Raw genomic sequence first — 16,196 nt, forward strand, 5'->3', positions numbered from 1 at the left:
CCATGGCAGACGATCTTTCGAAAGAGCAGCTTCAACCCGAACATCCTGATCGCAAGACCGGGTACGAGCGCATCTTGACCGATCCCGCTCCGCCGTGGTTCGTGGAGCTTTACCCCGGCGGTGATGGCACCGGATTTCTGGAAAAACTCGACCGCCACTCGATCCTGTTTCATCAGCGGTCTGCGTCCCAACTGGTTGTCAGCTTTGACAATATCGCCAACGCAAATGACCTGTCCTTTGCGCGAGAACCCTGGGGCTGGAAGTTCTTTCGCGATGAGGGCTGGTCGCATATGGGGGTCTTTGCCCGCACCAAGGCGTGGTATCGCGACCCCGAGATCCTGTCTTATTTTGAAAACAAGTCCGCCCAGGGTTTTTTTGATCGGTTTGATAGGGTGGTGTTTGCAGGGGCTTCGATGGGAGGGTTCGGTGCGCTGACCTTCTCGCAGCTTGTGCCGGGGGCGAATGTGATCGCGTTTAACCCGCAGACCACGTTGGATGAGCGTCTGGTGCCATGGGAAACCCGCTATCGCTTTGGTCAGGTTCAGGATTGGAATCTGCCGCTTAGCGATGCGGCGCAGACGGTGGGTGTGGCTGAGCGCGCTTATGTGTTCTACGACCCGTTCTTCGATCTGGACCGCAAACAGGTCGAACGTTTGCAGGGCACCAACGTGTTGTTGCTAAAAACCTGGTTTTCTAACCACTTTGCCGCCCCGATGCTGCGCAAACTGGATATCCTGAAGCCGGTCATGCTGGGCGCGATGGACGGGACGCTGGAACCGGAAGGGTTTTACAGGATGATGCGCGCACGCCGCCGGTTGCCAATGTATATGCGCGGGATCGAGGGTATGGCGGGCGACCGCCACGACACGCTGGTTCGGCAGGCGCGTCAGCGGTTTCGAAGGCTTCGCCGCGCCGCGATGGCCGCCGCAAGCGACGCGTCATGACCGCCACACGGGGAGTCTTTATCGGTCAGCGTAAGGATCGCATGGGCGCACGTCTGCTGATGATGCTGACCTGTATTCGTTTGGCCGAGGATTTTGGCACCGACTATAAGGTCAACTGGTTTCCCAAAGGCGCAGATGCCCCCGAGTTGGACACGCCATCGGACCTGTTCACCCAAAGCTGGATGGACACGCATTTTCTGGATGCGGACGCGTTCGAGGCTTTGACACAGGACGCTTTGCCAGTCTGGTCGTTTCTGGGGGACAAATCCCCTGATCGGTTGCAGGCGCATCTGGCCGCGGGCCGCTCGGTCTTGGTTGAAGAAGGGTTCGAGGTCCTTGCTTTCCCATGGGAGGATATCGAAGCCATCCGCCCCCGGTATCGGGACTTCATCTATCAGATCGGATTTGCCGTGGATATCCGGGCCGTCATGGAGCAGGCTGATGCGCGGCTTTCGGGGCAGGGGGTGTCAGCCTATCACATACGCCGTGGCGACATTCTGAATGGCGAGCCGTGGAAGCACACCACATGGCCCGCCAAGATTGAGCCCGAAGAGTTGTACGAGGCGCATCTGGAAAAGACCAAGGGCCAAACGGCAATCATGTTCTCGGACCAACCGGAACTGATCACCCGGTTCCAGAGCAAGTTCCCGCAGCTTTTGCAGATGTCCGATATCGCCGATGTCTCGGGGATGGCCCGAGCCAAGCGGGACTTTCTTGAGCTTTATACGATGTCGCGGGCCGATCAGGTGATTGCGCCAGCAGTTTCAGCATTCTCGATGGCAGCATCGCGGATCGCTGGGTCACAAAGCAAAATGTTCCGTGAGGTTCTGTCCGAGAGCGAATTAACTGAGGCTCATGAAAAAGTGGTCGAGCGTCTTCGAAATGGACCAAGCGGATTTATCAACGGCTCGGAAGCGGCGCATATTTATGCCAAGGCCACGTTTCATTTGTATTCATTGCATTCGGCTGACCGTGCGCAGGAAGCGGCAGACATAACCCACGCCTTATTGGACACAGAAGCGGACAATGCGTTCCTGCCCTTGTTGCAGGCCATAAATTTTTTCTATCTCCAACGGTGGGGCGATGCCCTGCGAATGGCGGACCTCGTACTTGAAAATCCAAACACCTGGCCAGAAGACTACGCGGTGGCAAGAGCCTTGCGCGCAGCGACCTTGGGTGGGCAGAAGAAAAGATGGAACGCTGCCCGAGAATTCTCTCAGGCTTTCTGGGCCAAACCGCTGCGGCCCGACATAACGATTTTTGGCTCGCGCCTGTTGTTTCGGGATCAATTGGCGTATCGCGCATTGCCCCCGGCAGATTGGGCCATGCAAAGAGCTATCAGGCGGTCTTGGTTCAACTACAATGCGCATATCGCGCAAAGGAAAGTCATTTCGCGCAGGCCCTGCAACTTTGATTTGTTGTTGCTTGATTGGGCTTTTTTGTCCGTGGACGAAAAAGCGCGTCGGTTACCAAATGACAGGGACCGTTTGCAGATATTACAAGATGGTCTGTTGAACATGACAAATCTGTCCCCTTTGATACAAATCCCTGAAAATAGCCCAAGCTACCGAAGTTTATCTGGCGCACTGCAATTGCGGTTGGGTGAAACCAACCTGACCACAGAAATCGATCAAGCCCGAAGAGTTTGCAAAGATTGTCCGGATAATCCTCTGTTTTATAAGAGGCTGTGCGATTTGTACGAAGCTGACGGAGAAATTGCGCAGGCCCGCCTGACCATGGCGGAGGCTTTGGCCTGTGACCCGGACAATCCGTTCCTGATCTTCGCTATGGGACAGTTTCTGACACGCAACAACGCAGTGGAACAGGGGCAAAGCCAGATCATTCAAGCGGCGGATCTGGATGACAATACCGCCGCAATTCAGGGCGAGGCAGGGCAAATCCTATTGCGGCGCGGAGATCGGCAGCAGGCCCGCAGATACCTGAAACGCGCGCGCGACCTGTGTCCGACCTTCAAAAAATTCTCGAACCAGCTAAAGCGGGCAGGCGGCGATGGGTGAGTTTTCCGCTTGGTGCCCCTGCCAAAAATTCGTAGTTTGTTCGCAAAATCTAAACGATCCCGCGACGAAGCTCCGGGCAACAAGAAAGCAGCAGGGCAGTCTTTCATGACCGATCAGGATCCACGCTTTATCAGCATTACCCCTATGAAAAACGAAGGCCCCTTCGTGCTGGAATGGGTGGCGCATAACCGGGCGATAGGCGTGGACCAGATCGTCGTGATGACCAACGATTGTACCGACGGCACAGACGATCTGTTGGGGCGGTTGGATGAGCGTGGGATCGTCACCCATGTAGACAACAACTCGCGCCGTCGGACCAGCCCACAGAAACGCGCCTATAACGCTTTCATGCGGATGGAAATTGCGCGCCCGCAGGACTGGGTCATTGTGATCGACGCGGATGAGCATATCAACGTCAAGACCGGCGACAACACGCTGCGCGCGCTGACGCAGGCGATCCCCGAGGCCAGGACCATCTCGATGACATGGCGGCTTTTCGGCAATGCGGGGGTCGAGCGGTATGAGGATCGGTTTCTGTCGGATCAGTTTCGGCAGGCCGCGCCCGAGCGGATTTTTCGACCTCCGCAAGCGTGGGGCTTTAAGACGATGTTCCAGCGAGAGCTTTGGGACGCGCTGGGTGTGCACCGGCCCAAGCGCCCGACGGTCGAGACGATGGAGGAATGCCATTGGTATAACGGCTCGGGTCAGCGGATGCCGGATCGGTATTATGACAAGAGCTGGCGTTCGGCACGGGATTCGGTGGGGTATGATCTGGTGCAACTGAACCACTACGCCCTGAAATCCTGCGAGAGCTATCTGGTAAAGAAGATGCGCGGGCGGGCGCATCATTTGGGTGAAAGCCTTGGCATGGAATACTGGAACATGATGAACCAGAACGCCGAGACGAACACATCCATTGATGCCATTCTGGATCGCAAACGGGCGATCTATTACGAGATGCTGTCCGATCCCGAAACCGCGCGTTTGCATCACCAATCCTGTGACCTGCATCGCCGGCACATTGCCCAGCTGCGCGAACAGCCTGAAATGCGGGAATTGATGCAGCAGATGACATCGGGGTTCGAGGTCAGCCAGCCGTGAGGCAGGGTTTGGGCGGTAAGGCGAGGGCGCTCTGATGCTGTGGCTACATCTGGGCATGCCCAAAACCGGCACGACCGCTTTGCAGGGGTTTTTGCGCGACAATTCTTCAGCTCTGGCGGATGCGGGTCTGCACTATATGGAGGCTGGGCGCAGGCGGTTGGAGGGTAAAACCCGACTGGTGATGAGCCACAACATCATCGCCTTTCACATCAACCAGACCAATGAGCCTATGGACCCGTTCCGCGCAGCGATGACCAGCGAATTCGACGATCATGCGGATCGGACCTGCCTCGTGTCCTCCGAAATGTTCTATTCGGTCGATTTGGCGCGTTTGGCACAAGTATTCGCGGAAATCCCAGCACGGCAGCTACGGATCACCTTCTATTGCCGCCGCTATTCCGATTTCTTCGAGGCCGACTACAAGCAGCGCGCCAAGAACGGTCGTTTGGTGAATGCGGGTTCGGGCTATATCAAGGCGCAGCTTGCGCAGATCGAGGCCAATCCGGCGCAGTATAGTTTCGCCGCCAAAGTTGCCGACATTCGCACCGCTTTTCCCGGTGTCACCGTGGTGCCGATGCTATATGACCGGGCTGAGATGGCGAATGGCCATGTGGTGGCCGATTTTTTGACGCGGGTCGGGACTCCGGTCGCGGATGACCTGATGGGCCAACAACCTGCCAATCCGTCCCAGTCACGTGCCGCGAGCGAAGCCTTTGGTATCGTGACCCGCGCAATGGGGCGCAGGAAAAGCCGTCAGTTGCGGCGGATCAAACTGGATGATCCAGTCATGGTGCGCCGCAATGATGTGCTGGAACCGGACGAGCGCGCGTGGCTGGATAATTTCATGGCTGGCCAAGACATGTCCTTTCAGCGGGAATTCTTCCCCGACCGGCGCCGCCTGTTCTCGCAGGTCGAGTTGAGCGCGCAGGATCAGGCCTTTCGCCGCGACACGCCGCAGGAATATGAGGCGCTTAGGAAGGCATCCGAAATCGTATTTCGGTTGGCGCTAGAGGCGCAGCCTTAGGGTAATGTAGCCAGCCAGTCAGCCAGCTTGTCACCGATCAGGTGCGGGTTGTCTTCCTGTACGAAATGAATGCCCGGCCCGATATCGACGGTCTGCAAGTTTTGAATGGTCTCGCGGCACCACGCGACGCCATCTTCCCGGATCGTGCCACCGGGGGTGGCATGAAACAGCAGCATCGGTATTTCGGTCTCACCCATCCATTGGCTATAGGCACTGACGATCTGGTGCATGTCCGAGGGCGCGCCATCAATCGGTATTTCGCAGGGCCAGACCCGCACCGGTTTGCGGCTGCGCGCGGTCGGGTAGGGCGCGCGGTAGGCGTCCATCTCTTTCTGGGTCAGGTCGCGGACAATGGCGCTGGGCAGGATTTTTTCGACAAACATGTTCAGACCCGAGATCAGCGCCCATCCCAATCCCGGTGTGCGCATCATCTTGAATCCGGCGCGGAAATCAGAGGGGAATGCGGCCCATGTCATCGGGCGAATGATCCCTTCCATAAACGCGATGCCGCGGATGTTTTCGGGATGTCGGCTTGCATAGTGAAACCCAAGGGCCGAACCCCAGTCGTGGATGACCAGTATTACATTCGTCAGACCCAAGGCCTTGATGAACCCGTCGACAAAGGGGACGTGATCGACAAAACGATAGGGGATGTCGGGTTTGTCCGATTTGCCCATACCGATCAAATCCATCGCGATGGCGCGATGACCCTTGGCTGCATAGGGGATGATATTGCGCCACAGATAGGAGGAGGTCGGGTTGCCGTGCAGAAACAGAATTGGTGCACCTTTGCCTTCATCCACATAGTGAATTTTCTGACCGTTGACCTCGATATATTTGGAGTCGAACGGAAATTCGGCTGAGATCGGCTTTTCGGAATGCATTGAGAGGGCCTTTCTGAGGTGCGCGCATACGGGATCGCTGCGGATGCGCAACCATAGCAGCCCTTTTGGGCAGCAGCGCAAACAATTGCGTTAGTAGTCAAAGGCGCTGGGCGGCATGGTCTTCCGATTGTAGCATTCATTTGCCCCTCTGGTCGGGGCCGCAAACAGTAAGGAGCAGCCCGTGGTCGATATCCCGAAACCCTCAGCCTGGATTGAACGGCTTTCGCGTGCGGCACATCCCGGTTTGATGGATGCTGCGACCGATCCCGATTTGCTGATCGTACTGATCCTGGCCAATCTGATGAGCGACCGGCTGTGGCATATCCGCGATCAGATCCTGTCCCGAGTGGACCCGACGGGGCGGGACCTCGCGCCAAACAGCCAGGTCACCCATGAGATGCTGGAGTACATCGACCGCCATTTCACCCATGACTTCCCCATGGGCACGGCAGATCGTGTGGGGCTGCTGAACCTTCAGGATGAAAGGGACCGGCTGGGGGCAGAACCTGTTGATCGCATCAAGGCACAGCTTTGGCGGCACGTGACCCGCCGCCGCTCGGACGGGTTGTTGACCCCCGCGCTGGACATCTTTCCGGTGCTCGAACGAGATCAATTGCCGCTTTACATCTACAATACAATCGACGGTTTGCATGCTATGTCGCGTTTGATGGGCCATAAAAAGCACCGGCCTATGGGTGTCACCGTTTGCGCGGATGAGGCTACGCTGACAACGTCGCTGGCCACAATCCTGCATGGTATTTCGCTGGTGGATGCCTTTATGGTCGGCTCTCCGGGCCACTACACGACGTTGTTGCAAAAGGACGGCCAGCGGTTCTGGTGCAACGGAAAGCCGGAGTATTTTGATCAGCCCGGGTGGCAGAGGCTCACGAACGGCCCGGATGCCGCCGACCCTCTGGCCGAGTTTGACCGACGCGTGCCCTATGCCGACAGGTTTATCACCATGTACGGAACCTTGGTGCTAGACGGCAGGCCAAGTGCGATTCCGTCAGAGCAATTGGATCGCTTCAATGCGGATTGCAGGGCGTTTTTCGGGATTGAGCTGCCGCCGTTCCGAACACTTCGCCACCAAGGCGTGAGCTTCGTCCCTAGCCGGGCGACAACCGAACAATTGAGGCGCTTTGACACGCTGAAAGGCGCAGACGAGGTGCGCAGCCTGTTGACCGAGCTTGCGGCTTCGGATGAACTCTCGGTCTTTGGAAAGGCGCGGTATTGCTATCGGGATGTGTCGGTTCTGGCACCAGGGGCGTATCTGGCGAACTCTTTGCGCGGACCGAAACTGCGGCAGGCGGCGCAGGAAATTGATGGGGTGGAGGCCGCGCTGGACCGGATCAGGCGGATCGCGGGAGATGTCAGTATCTATGGCCACCGCGAGAGGATTGCGATGGCCGATGAAGTGCTGTTGTTTGATACGGGCGATGATGTGGATCGGGGGCTGTTGCTGATATCATTGCTTCTGGCCTCGCCAGACATCGACGCAGAAGCGAAGCGCGCCATGCAACTTGTCGCTACGGAAGAAGGGACGTTTTTGACCTTGGGCCATACTGTTCTGGATGTCGCAACGTTGAAGCAAACCGATGCATCTGTTGGCACGACCCTGTTGCGGTTGAGCGTTGAGTCGCTGACCGCCATCTAAGGTTACTCGACTAAGATCTCTTGCCGTTGCCGTCCGGTTGTCTTGTCGAAGATCAGGATGCGGTTGTCGTCCGTGACCACAGCGTACCAGTTGTTCCCGATGGTGACGGCCTGCGCCTTGGCGCCGTCTGGCAGCTCGATCTGATCGGGCAGGGTGGGGGTTCGGTCCGATAGCCGGATGACAATCAGCGCGAATGTCACTAGAACGCCGCCAATCATCACCGCGGTCAGCAGCATGACCATCCGCCGCAGCAATCGAAGCTGAGGCGTTTCCTGCGGTTCTTGCGGTTCGGAAGGGACAGTCATGGGCACTCGCCAGATTGAATTTCAGATCGCGGCAGATCCGCCGCCACGCCTTGATAAGGCGCTTTCGCGGGATGTGCCACCCGAGGAAAACCTGTCTCGTACGCGTCTTGCCCGATTGATCGAAGAAGGTGCCGTGTGGATCAACGGAACCGTGGCCAGCGATCCCAAGGCAAAGGTGGCCGAGGGCACATCTGTCACGATTGCGGTGGCCGAGGCCGAAGACAGCCATATCGGCCCCGAGGATATCCCGCTGGAGGTTGTGTTCGAGGACGCCGATTTGATCGTCATCAACAAACCCGCAGGCATGGTGGTGCATCCCGCACCGGGCTCGCCCAATGGAACGCTGGTGAATGCTCTGCTGCATCATTGCGGAGATGACCTGTCGGGCGTGGGTGGCGTAAAGCGTCCGGGTATCGTGCATCGAATTGACAAGGAAACCAGCGGCTTGCTGGTCGTCGCTAAATCAGATGCCGCGCATCACGGCCTGGCCGCCCAATTCGAGGCGCATACGGTCGAGCGCTATTATCGCGCGGTGTGCTACGGTGTTCCCGACGCAAATGATCCGCGTTTGCGCGGTGTGAAGGGCGTCAGTTTTGAGTCCGGCAACATCATGCGCTTGACCACGCAACTGGCCCGTCACAAGACCGACCGACAGAAACAGGCGGTTCTTTTCCATGGCGGACGTCATGCCGTGACGCGGGCGCGGGTGAATGAGACATTTGGCGCCCCGGCGGGATTGTCCTTGATCGAATGCTGGCTGGAAACGGGCAGAACGCACCAGATTCGCGTGCATATGGCCCATGCGGGGCACGGACTGGTAGGCGATCCCGTCTATGGCGGCAAACGCAAGCTCGCGGCCAAAGCGTTCAGTGCAGACACGGCCGAGGCGGTGCGCGCCTTCCCGCGACAGGCTTTGCACGCCGCGGTTCTGGGGTTCGAGCACCCCGTCACTGGCGATATTTTGCGGTTTGAGGCTAATTTGCCGGAAGACATGGAGAAACTGATTGATAAGCTGCGCGCGCCGTTGTCATAATATGCGCACACTCGTGAGTAACGCGTTCTTATCTTTTCTTTATCGTTGGTTAATACCACTCTGTTAGCGCTGCCTCTTGAATGAATCGGGACGACCTCCCATATCCTATGTTAACGACTTAAACATTTGTCGGAGGGACATGAATTATGGCAAATTACGCAAATCTCCCCGCGCCGACGCCCGAGGGTGGCCTGAACCGCTATATGCAGGAAATCCGCAAGTTTCCGCTGCTGGAGCCGGAAGAGGAATACATGCTGGCCAAGCGCTGGGTCGAAGAGCAAGACACTGAATCGGCTCATAAAATGGTTACGTCGCATTTGCGTCTGGCGGCTAAAATCGCGATGGGTTATCGCGGCTACGGTCTGCCGCAGGCCGAGGTGATTTCCGAGGCCAATGTAGGCCTGATGCAGGCGGTCAAACGGTTCGACCCGGAAAAAGGGTTCCGTCTGGCGACCTATGCGATGTGGTGGATTCGTGCCTCGATCCAGGAATATATCCTGCGGTCCTGGTCGCTGGTGAAACTGGGCACGACCTCGGCGCAGAAAAAGCTGTTTTTCAACCTGCGCAAAGCCAAGGCGCGTATCGGCGCGTTGGAAGAGGGTGATTTGCGCCCTGAAAACGTGGCGCAGATCGCCAACGATCTTGGCGTGACCGAAGAGGAAGTCATCAGCATGAACCGCCGGATGTCTGGTGGTGATGCCTCGCTGAACGCGACTGTCGGGTCCGAAGGCGAAGGCACCATGCAGTGGCAGGACTGGCTTGAGGATGAAGATGCCGATCAGGCAGGCGACTATGAGGCACGCGACGAGCTGGACGCACGCCGCGAATTGCTGGCCGCCGCGTTGGAGGTGCTGAATGACCGCGAAAAGGACATTCTGACTCAACGCCGCCTGATGGATCAGCCGGTGACGCTGGAAGAGTTGAGCACGCAGTATAATGTCAGCCGCGAACGCATCCGTCAGATCGAGGTGCGGGCCTTCGAAAAGCTGCAAAAGAAAATGCGCGACCTTGCGCGCGAGAAAGGGATGCTGGGCCAGATGTAATCCGGCCGCTGCGAACCAAAGCCCGCCTGAGACGGCGGGCTTTTTTGCGTCCAATACCGTTTAAGGTCTCGCTCTCTGATAAGTGATGTGTTGACGTCAGAAATGGCCAAAAATGCCTGACTTCGCGCCCAGACGTTGCTAAAAGAGCCGAGATTGAACCGTTAGCGATAACGGCGATACTGAAATTTGGGAGGGACTTGTGCAAAAACCGGTTCAATGGGGTGTTCTGGGCGCCGCGAATTTTGCGCGTCGGTTTATGGCACCGGCTATTCACGCGGCGGAAGGCGCGCGGCTGGCCGGATTGGCAACGTCAAGCCCGGCCAAGGTCGAACCGTTTCAGGCTTTTTGCCCCGATCTGACCGTTTATGACAGCTATGATGCGCTGCTGGCCGATCCGCAGATCGATGCGGTTTATGTCCCGCTGCCCAATCACCTGCATGTAGAGTGGTCGCTAAAGGCCTTGGATGCCGGTAAGCACGTGTTGTGCGAGAAACCCATGACGATGCAGGCGTCCGAGTTCGATGCGCTGATTGCAAAGCGGGATGAGACAGGACTGTTGGCTGCCGAGGCCTATATGATCGTGCATCACCCGCAGTGGCAGTTCGCCAAAAAGCTGATCGCGGATGGGGCCATTGGCAAACTTATCCATGTGACCGGTGTGTTCACCTATGACAATCGCGCCGACACAGGCAACATCCGAAACCGCCCCGAAACTGGCGGCGGCGGGTTGCGCGATATCGGCGTTTACACGATCGGTAGCGCTCGGTTTGTCACTGGGGAAGAGCCGGTCGAGGTCCGCTCGACGATCCGATGGGAAAACGACGTGGACGTGTTCACCGAGATTAATGCGCGCTTCCCCGGATTTACCTATTCGACCTATGTGTCGACCCGGATGCACCCGCATCAGGCGATGGAGTTCCACGGCGAAGGCGGTGTAATCCGTTTGACCGCGCCGTTCAATGCGCGGGTTTTTGACGTGGCGCAGGTCGAGTTGCATCGTCCGGGGCTGGAAGTGCAGATCACACGCTTTCCCGGTGACGATCAGTACATATTGCAGGTCGAAGCCTTCGGTCGATCCGTGCGGGAAGGGGCGACCTATCCGTGCCCGTTGGAGTTCTCGCGCGGGACGCAGGCGATGATTGACCAGGCGTTTGAGGTGGCGGTCTCACTCTGACTTGCCACACGCGGGTCCGGCAGCCTAATCTGGTCGTCACCTGAACAGGAGACGACAATGGCAGGCGGCTGGGCGCGTGATGGCGCGGTGAGTGAACAGATCGAGGCGTCGATATCCGACGAACTGGCCCGGATGCAGGCGCAAAAGCGCCCTCACGGCGAAAGCCTAACCCATTGCGCAGAATGCGAAGAGCCGATCCCCGAGAAACGCAGACTTGCCCTGCCGGGGGTGAAACTCTGTCTGGATTGCCAGCAGGATAGGGATGGCGCGTTCAAAGCGCGGTCCGGGATCAATCGACGCGGGTCCAAGGACAGTCAGTTGAAATAACCCATGCCTGTACCCATGCCAAAACAGCCCCTGTTGCAGAATGGATTGGTTCTTGGGTTCCTGGCTGCGTTCTTGTGGGGTACGCATAGCGTCATCGTGCGCTATTTGACCAGCGATCTGGGCGGGTTGCAAATCGCGGTCTCGCGCCTGTTCATCGCGGCATTGGCGATCTATTGCATGTTGCGTCTGATGCGGGTTTCCGTCTCGATGCGGTTGAGTGACTGGAATTTCCGCCTGGCCGTATTGTCGACCGTTGTGAACTATATCCTGTTCCACATCGGGCTTGAACATACCGGCGCGGCCAATGCGATGGTATTGGAGAACACAGCGCCCTTTTTCGTGCTGGTTTTCCTTTATTTCTTTGCAGATACACCGGTCACGCGAACCGATGTTCTGGCCACAGTTTTGGCAATTCTGGGCGTTTTTCTGACCGTTTTCCGGGACTTTCAGGGAGGTGGAGAGCCCTTATTCGGGGATATTCTTGAAATCGGAGCCGGGCTAAGCTGGGCGGTCTTCCTGATCTCAAGCAGTCGGGCTATGCGCAATTCGACATCGACCGGAGAGCGGCTGAACTTCCTGTTCGGCATCTTCTTGTGTTCCGGGGCACTTCTGCTGCCGCTGGCCGCGTTTTCGATGCAGGGTCCGTCCGCCAATGACGTGGTGTTCCTGATATTGCTGGGCGTGCTGCCGACCGCCTGCGCCTATTACCTGTGGTACGAGGCTGCTGCGCGGGTTTCGACCTTGACCGCAACCTTGATGTTTGCGGCCTCGGTCGTGTTCACCTTTGTCAATTCGGCGCTGTTTCTGGGGGCCGCAATCACGCCGATTGCGGCCCTTGGGGGTGTGCTGATCGTGCTGGCCGTGTTTCTGACAACCAAAAACCAGAATTGATCAGCCCTCCATCGCTTCCAATTCGTCGATAAAGCCCGAGATCATCGACATGCCCTTATCCCAGAACTTGGGATCGCTTGCGTCCAACCCGAACGGGGCCAGCAGTTCCTTGTGGTGCATCGAACCACCGGCGCGCAGCATGTCGAAATACTTGTCCTCGAACCCATCGGACCCGCTTGCGTAGACGGAATAGAGGGCGTTCACCAAGCCGTCGCCAAACGCGTAGGCGTAGACGTAGAAGGGCGAGTGGACGAAGTGTGGGATATAGGCCCAGAAGGTCTCGTACCCGTCCATAAATTCGAATGCCGGGCCAAGGCTTTCGGCCTGAACGCTCATCCACAGGGCGTTGATGTCGTCGGGCGTCAACTCACCTTCGCGGCGGGCGGCGTGGAGTTTGCATTCGAAATCATAGAACGCGATCTGGCGGACGACCGTGTTGATCATGTCCTCGACCTTACCGGCCAGCAGCACTTTGCGCTGTTCGGGGGTTTCGGCCTGATCCAGCATCTTGCGGAAGGTTAACATCTCACCAAAGACCGAGGCCGTTTCGGCCAAGGTTAGTGGGGTAGAGGACAGCATCTCGCCCTGACCGGCGGCCAGTACTTGGTGGACACCATGACCCAGCTCGTGCGCCAGGGTCATCACGTCGCGCGGTTTGCCCAGATAGTTGAGCATCACGTAGGGGTGCACGTCGGTTACGGTCGGATGCGCAAATGCACCCGGCGCTTTGCCCGGCTTCACGGCCGCATCAATCCAGCCTTTGCTGAAGAATGGGGCCGCGATTTCGCCCATGCGCGGGTCAAACGCGTTATAGGCATCCATCACGGTCTTTTCGGCCTCGTCCCAGCCGACGATGCGCGTGTCTTCCATCGGCAAGGGCGCGTTGCGGTCCCAGACCTGCATCACGTCCAGACCCAGCCATTTGCGCTTGAGTTCGTAGTAGCGGTGACTCAGTTTAGGATAGGCGGCGACCACGGCTTCGCGCAGAGCCTCAACCACTTCGGGTTCCACGTCGTTCGACAGGTGGCGACCGGTTTGAGCGGTCGGCATATTGCGCCAGCGGTCTACGATTTCTTTCTCCTTGGCCTGTGTGTTGTGAACACGGGCAAAGGTTTTGACGTTGTCCTGAAACACCCGCGCCAATTCGCGGGCGGCGGTTTCGCGTTTGCTCCGGTCCTGCTCGGTCAGTAGATTCAGGGTGCCTTCGATGTTCAGCTCTTCGCCTTCGATGTCAAAGGTCAGGCCGGCGATGGTTTCGTCAAACAGACGTTCCCATGCATCGCCAACAACGCCCAGATCGTGCAGGAATTTCTCCAGCTCATCAGACAGTTGATAGGGCTTCATCGCGCGGATGCGGCGGAAGACGGGTTCGTACCGGCCCAGATCCGCGTTGGCGTCGAACCGGGCTTTCAGCGCGTTATCGTCGATACGATTGATCTCAAGCGTGAAGAAGACCAGCGGCGTGGTGAAGATGGTGATCTTTTCCTGCATATCCGACAGGAATTTGGCGCGGTCCGCATCGGTGGTCAGCTGGTAGTACCGCAGACCGGCAAAAGACATGATCCGCCCGGCAATGGCGTTGATCTTTTCGTTGCGCAGAACGCAGTTCAGCAGACCATCAGCGTCCAGATCGGCCAGCTTGCCCTCGTAGTCTGCCGCAAAGGACGCACATTCGCCTTCCAGCCAGTCCAGATCGCGCGACAGTTCAGGCGCCCCTCCCGAGCTGTACAGATCCGTCAGGTCCCATTCCGGCAGGTTGCCAAGATTGTCGGACCCGCCGACTGCGTTTGCGTCACGGACGGGGAAGGGAAGGTCGCGCATGGATCACCTCGAAATAATAGCTTTCGCCAACATCTAGGCGCGCCGGGCAGGGATCACAAGCGGGGTGTTAGTCAGCCAGGGCGGGTTCGCGTTCAGCAGCCATGAAATGCGCCGCCAACTGGTCGAAAACGGGGCCTCGAACCTCAGGCGCTTCCATCAAAACCTCGTGTTCGCCGTCGGGGATTTCCAACAGCGTGCCGCTGGGCCAGTTGGCCATGCGGGCGCGGATGGCCTTGCGGTCCACGATTTGTTCATGGGTTCCCAGGAAAGTCAGGCAGGGGGTCTTGGGCGCGGGTTGGTCCATCAGCCACGCGCATTCGTCCAGCGCCTCGCGCAGCCAGATGGTGGAGGGCGCGCCCAGCGTTAGCTCGGGGTGCGCGTTCAGTTGATCTTGCATCATCTTGTACATCGCCGGATCGCGGGTCAGCACGTTGCCTTCGAACGGTTGCGACAGCACATAGCTTTCTAGCGATGTGGTCGGTGGAGTCTTTTCCCCCAAACCCAACCGAGGCCCCCAATAGGCGGTCAACCGGCTGAGCGGTTTCATCAGCGGAGTAAAGAAAATCCCCCACATCGGCCCGGTAAAGGCACATGTAGCGAAGTGATCGCTTTCGATCACGGCCCGCAGCCCTATGGCGCCGCCCATCGAATGCCCGATGAGGTGCCATGGCTTTGGCAGGTCCAGCTCAATAGCAAGGTTCAGCGCGGCCTGAACGTCTTTCTGATAATCCGGTATCGTATCGACATGACCGACTCGTGGGTCATCCAGCAACCGATCCGCAAGCCCCTGACCTCGCCAGTCGATTGTCAGGAATGCAAAGCCACGACCGACAAATTCGCTCGCGGTATCGCCGTATTTTTCGATATATTCCGTGCGGCCAGGGAACATGAACACCGTGCCGCCGCTGTTGGTTTCAGGTTGCCAATGGGCCACCCGAATGCGGACATTATCCGTGGTGTTCAACCAGTGGGCCTGTCCGCCGGCTGGGGCACCGGCCACGTCTTCGAACAAGGGGGCCGGTGACGCGTTCATCAGGCTAGCGCCGATGCCAGTTGCATGGCGACACCCATGTCACCATCGACGGTCAGCTTGCCGGACATGAAAGCACCGGTCGGGTTCAGCTCACCGCTTAGGATTTGTTCGAACGTGTCGACATCCGCGTTCATGGTGACGTCAGCTTCTTCATCGCTGACACGCGCGCCGCTGCCGTCCAGAACAATTGAACCCACACCTTCAATGGCGAATTTGGCGGATGCGCCAAAGCCGCTGTCGGCCAGTTTTTCGTTCAGCGCCGCTGCGGCTTTTTCCAGAGTGTCGCTCATGGTTCTCCTCACTTTGATTTGAGCGCAGGGAATGGACATCCTACCGCGCTACGCTACACTGAACGTTGTTATGAGCATTGCAAGCATCAATCTCAAAGGTATCGTCGCGGCAACCGCGCTCCTAGTCACGTTTTCCATCCCTTGTCTTGCACAGCAGGCCGACTCGCGGGATGAAGCCGAGTTATTGCAGCAATTGGCGCAATCAACACCTGATCAAGCGATTGGCATCGATCGTCAACTCAAGTCGCTTTGGTCCCTGTCAGGGTCGGCTTCGGCAGACCTGTTGTTGGAACGAGGACGCGAGGCGCTGGAGGATGGCGATACCAAGGCCGCCATCGAACATCTAACAGCGTTGACTGATCACGCCCCGGACTTCGCCGAAGGATGGCATGTGCGGGCGTCGGCCTTTTTCGGGATCGAACGCTTTGGCATGGCGGCGGCGGATCTGGAATATGCCCTGTCGCTGAACCCCAACAATTACGAGGCGATCTACGGATTGGGATTGATCTTTGAAATCGTGGGTCAACCCGAACAAGCGCTGCAAGCCTATGAGCGCGCATTGGCTATACATCCCCATCACGAAGAAGTAACCAATGCGGTGAATCGACTGAAGCCTCAGGTCGAGGGCTCGGCCCTCTAAGAGGCAGGGGGCAA

General features: G+C 57.9%; 16 protein-coding genes. 11 read left to right on the forward strand and 5 right to left on the reverse strand.

The annotated features are described in order from the left end of the window. The first annotated feature begins 2 nt into the window (after positions 1-2). From ACR0DB_RS07055 to ACR0DB_RS07070, 4 genes are all read left to right on the forward strand, one after another. Entirely contained in the window at positions 3-944 is a 942-nt protein-coding gene (locus ACR0DB_RS07055; RefSeq protein ID WP_480549736.1) for a hypothetical protein, read from the forward strand. After that, positions 941-2,962: a tetratricopeptide repeat protein gene (locus ACR0DB_RS07060; protein WP_480549738.1), complete on the forward strand. Its 2,022-nt coding sequence runs from the start codon at positions 941-943 to the stop codon at positions 2,960-2,962. The genes ACR0DB_RS07055 and ACR0DB_RS07060 overlap by 4 nt, the downstream gene beginning before the upstream one ends. Positions 2,963-3,067: 105 nt before the next feature. Next, positions 3,068-4,063, forward strand: a complete 996-nt coding sequence (locus ACR0DB_RS07065; RefSeq protein WP_480549740.1) for a glycosyltransferase family 2 protein — start codon at positions 3,068-3,070, stop codon at positions 4,061-4,063. Between the two features lie 34 nt (positions 4,064-4,097). Then, on the forward strand, positions 4,098-5,087 hold the full coding sequence (locus tag ACR0DB_RS07070) for a hypothetical protein (RefSeq protein WP_480549742.1): 990 nt from the start codon (positions 4,098-4,100) through the stop codon (positions 5,085-5,087). Here the strand turns inward: ACR0DB_RS07070 and ACR0DB_RS07075 are convergent. Continuing rightward, a complete protein-coding gene (locus ACR0DB_RS07075; RefSeq protein ID WP_480549744.1) occupies positions 5,084-5,971 on the reverse strand; it encodes a haloalkane dehalogenase in 888 nt (295 codons plus the stop codon). The genes ACR0DB_RS07070 and ACR0DB_RS07075 overlap by 4 nt on opposite strands. 181 nt (positions 5,972-6,152) lie before the next feature. Here ACR0DB_RS07075 and ACR0DB_RS07080 point away from each other — a divergent pair, with 181 nt between their 5' ends. Continuing rightward, positions 6,153-7,625 carry a hypothetical protein gene (locus ACR0DB_RS07080; RefSeq protein ID WP_480549746.1) on the forward strand — a complete coding sequence of 491 codons (1,473 nt, stop codon included), beginning with the start codon at positions 6,153-6,155 and terminating at the stop codon, positions 7,623-7,625. A 2-nt stretch (positions 7,626-7,627) separates the two neighbouring features. Here the strand turns inward: ACR0DB_RS07080 and ACR0DB_RS07085 are convergent, their stop codons facing one another. Beyond that, positions 7,628-7,930 (reverse strand): DUF6476 family protein, encoded by a 303-nt coding sequence (locus tag ACR0DB_RS07085; RefSeq protein WP_480549748.1) that lies wholly within the window; start codon positions 7,928-7,930, stop codon positions 7,628-7,630. Between ACR0DB_RS07085 and ACR0DB_RS07090 the strand changes: the two genes are divergently transcribed. From ACR0DB_RS07090 to ACR0DB_RS07110, 5 genes are all read left to right on the forward strand, one after another. Beyond that, complete coding sequence (locus ACR0DB_RS07090; protein WP_480549750.1) at positions 7,929-8,963, forward strand: RluA family pseudouridine synthase; 1,035 nt, start codon at positions 7,929-7,931, stop codon at positions 8,961-8,963. The two genes, ACR0DB_RS07085 and ACR0DB_RS07090, sit on opposite strands and share 2 nt — an antisense overlap. Before the next feature lie 146 nt (positions 8,964-9,109). Continuing rightward, entirely contained in the window at positions 9,110-10,006 is an 897-nt protein-coding gene (rpoH, locus tag ACR0DB_RS07095; RefSeq protein ID WP_170750687.1) for an RNA polymerase sigma factor RpoH, read from the forward strand. A gap of 199 nt (positions 10,007-10,205) precedes the next feature. Beyond that, positions 10,206-11,180 (forward strand): Gfo/Idh/MocA family protein, encoded by a 975-nt coding sequence (locus ACR0DB_RS07100; protein WP_480549752.1) that lies wholly within the window; start codon positions 10,206-10,208, stop codon positions 11,178-11,180. Positions 11,181-11,237: 57 nt separating this feature from the next. Beyond that, positions 11,238-11,507: a DksA/TraR family C4-type zinc finger protein gene (locus ACR0DB_RS07105; RefSeq protein WP_480549754.1), complete on the forward strand. Its 270-nt coding sequence runs from the start codon at positions 11,238-11,240 to the stop codon at positions 11,505-11,507. Positions 11,508-11,510: 3 nt separating this feature from the next. Next, complete coding sequence (locus tag ACR0DB_RS07110) at positions 11,511-12,398, forward strand: DMT family transporter (protein WP_480549756.1); 888 nt, start codon at positions 11,511-11,513, stop codon at positions 12,396-12,398. Here the strand turns inward: ACR0DB_RS07110 and ACR0DB_RS07115 are convergent, their stop codons facing one another. The 3 genes from ACR0DB_RS07115 to ACR0DB_RS07125 all read right to left on the reverse strand — a co-directional run bounded on the left by ACR0DB_RS07115 (position 12,399) and on the right by ACR0DB_RS07125 (position 15,542). Further along, positions 12,399-14,219 (reverse strand): M3 family oligoendopeptidase, encoded by a 1,821-nt coding sequence (locus ACR0DB_RS07115; RefSeq protein ID WP_480549758.1) that lies wholly within the window; start codon positions 14,217-14,219, stop codon positions 12,399-12,401. Positions 14,220-14,286: 67 nt separating this feature from the next. Then, positions 14,287-15,252, reverse strand: coding sequence for an alpha/beta fold hydrolase (locus tag ACR0DB_RS07120; protein ID WP_480549760.1), 966 nt, complete (start codon positions 15,250-15,252; stop codon positions 14,287-14,289). Further along, a complete protein-coding gene (locus tag ACR0DB_RS07125; RefSeq protein ID WP_170750697.1) occupies positions 15,252-15,542 on the reverse strand; it encodes an SCP2 sterol-binding domain-containing protein in 291 nt (96 codons plus the stop codon). The genes ACR0DB_RS07120 and ACR0DB_RS07125 overlap by 1 nt, the downstream gene beginning before the upstream one ends. Before the next feature lie 70 nt (positions 15,543-15,612). Here ACR0DB_RS07125 and ACR0DB_RS07130 point away from each other — a divergent pair, with 70 nt between their 5' ends. Continuing rightward, complete coding sequence (locus ACR0DB_RS07130) at positions 15,613-16,182, forward strand: tetratricopeptide repeat protein (RefSeq protein WP_237217145.1); 570 nt, start codon at positions 15,613-15,615, stop codon at positions 16,180-16,182. The last annotated feature ends 14 nt before the right edge of the window (positions 16,183-16,196 follow it).

It is taken from the genome of Ruegeria sp. AB6, from assembly GCF_056542685.1.

Excerpts from the sequence above, each read along its gene's own strand:
- ACR0DB_RS07130 (WP_237217145.1), top strand. The coding sequence starts at position 15,613 with ATGAGCATTGCAAGCATCAATCTCAAAGGTATCGTCGCGGCAACCGCG.
- ACR0DB_RS07110 (WP_480549756.1), top strand. The coding sequence starts at position 11,511 with ATGCCTGTACCCATGCCAAAACAGCCCCTGTTGCAGAATGGATTGGTT.
- ACR0DB_RS07105 (WP_480549754.1), top strand. The coding sequence starts at position 11,238 with ATGGCAGGCGGCTGGGCGCGTGATGGCGCGGTGAGTGAACAGATCGAG.
- rpoH (WP_170750687.1), top strand. The coding sequence starts at position 9,110 with ATGGCAAATTACGCAAATCTCCCCGCGCCGACGCCCGAGGGTGGCCTG.
- ACR0DB_RS07120 (WP_480549760.1), bottom strand. The coding sequence starts at position 15,252 with ATGAACGCGTCACCGGCCCCCTTGTTCGAAGACGTGGCCGGTGCCCCA.
- ACR0DB_RS07125 (WP_170750697.1), bottom strand. The coding sequence starts at position 15,542 with ATGAGCGACACTCTGGAAAAAGCCGCAGCGGCGCTGAACGAAAAACTG.
- ACR0DB_RS07065 (WP_480549740.1), top strand. The coding sequence starts at position 3,068 with ATGACCGATCAGGATCCACGCTTTATCAGCATTACCCCTATGAAAAAC.
- ACR0DB_RS07090 (WP_480549750.1), top strand. The coding sequence starts at position 7,929 with ATGGGCACTCGCCAGATTGAATTTCAGATCGCGGCAGATCCGCCGCCA.
- ACR0DB_RS07115 (WP_480549758.1), bottom strand. The coding sequence starts at position 14,219 with ATGCGCGACCTTCCCTTCCCCGTCCGTGACGCAAACGCAGTCGGCGGG.
- ACR0DB_RS07060 (WP_480549738.1), top strand. The coding sequence starts at position 941 with ATGACCGCCACACGGGGAGTCTTTATCGGTCAGCGTAAGGATCGCATG.
- ACR0DB_RS07085 (WP_480549748.1), bottom strand. The coding sequence starts at position 7,930 with ATGACTGTCCCTTCCGAACCGCAAGAACCGCAGGAAACGCCTCAGCTT.
- ACR0DB_RS07075 (WP_480549744.1), bottom strand. The coding sequence starts at position 5,971 with ATGCATTCCGAAAAGCCGATCTCAGCCGAATTTCCGTTCGACTCCAAA.
- ACR0DB_RS07055 (WP_480549736.1), top strand. The coding sequence starts at position 3 with ATGGCAGACGATCTTTCGAAAGAGCAGCTTCAACCCGAACATCCTGAT.
- ACR0DB_RS07070 (WP_480549742.1), top strand. The coding sequence starts at position 4,098 with ATGCTGTGGCTACATCTGGGCATGCCCAAAACCGGCACGACCGCTTTG.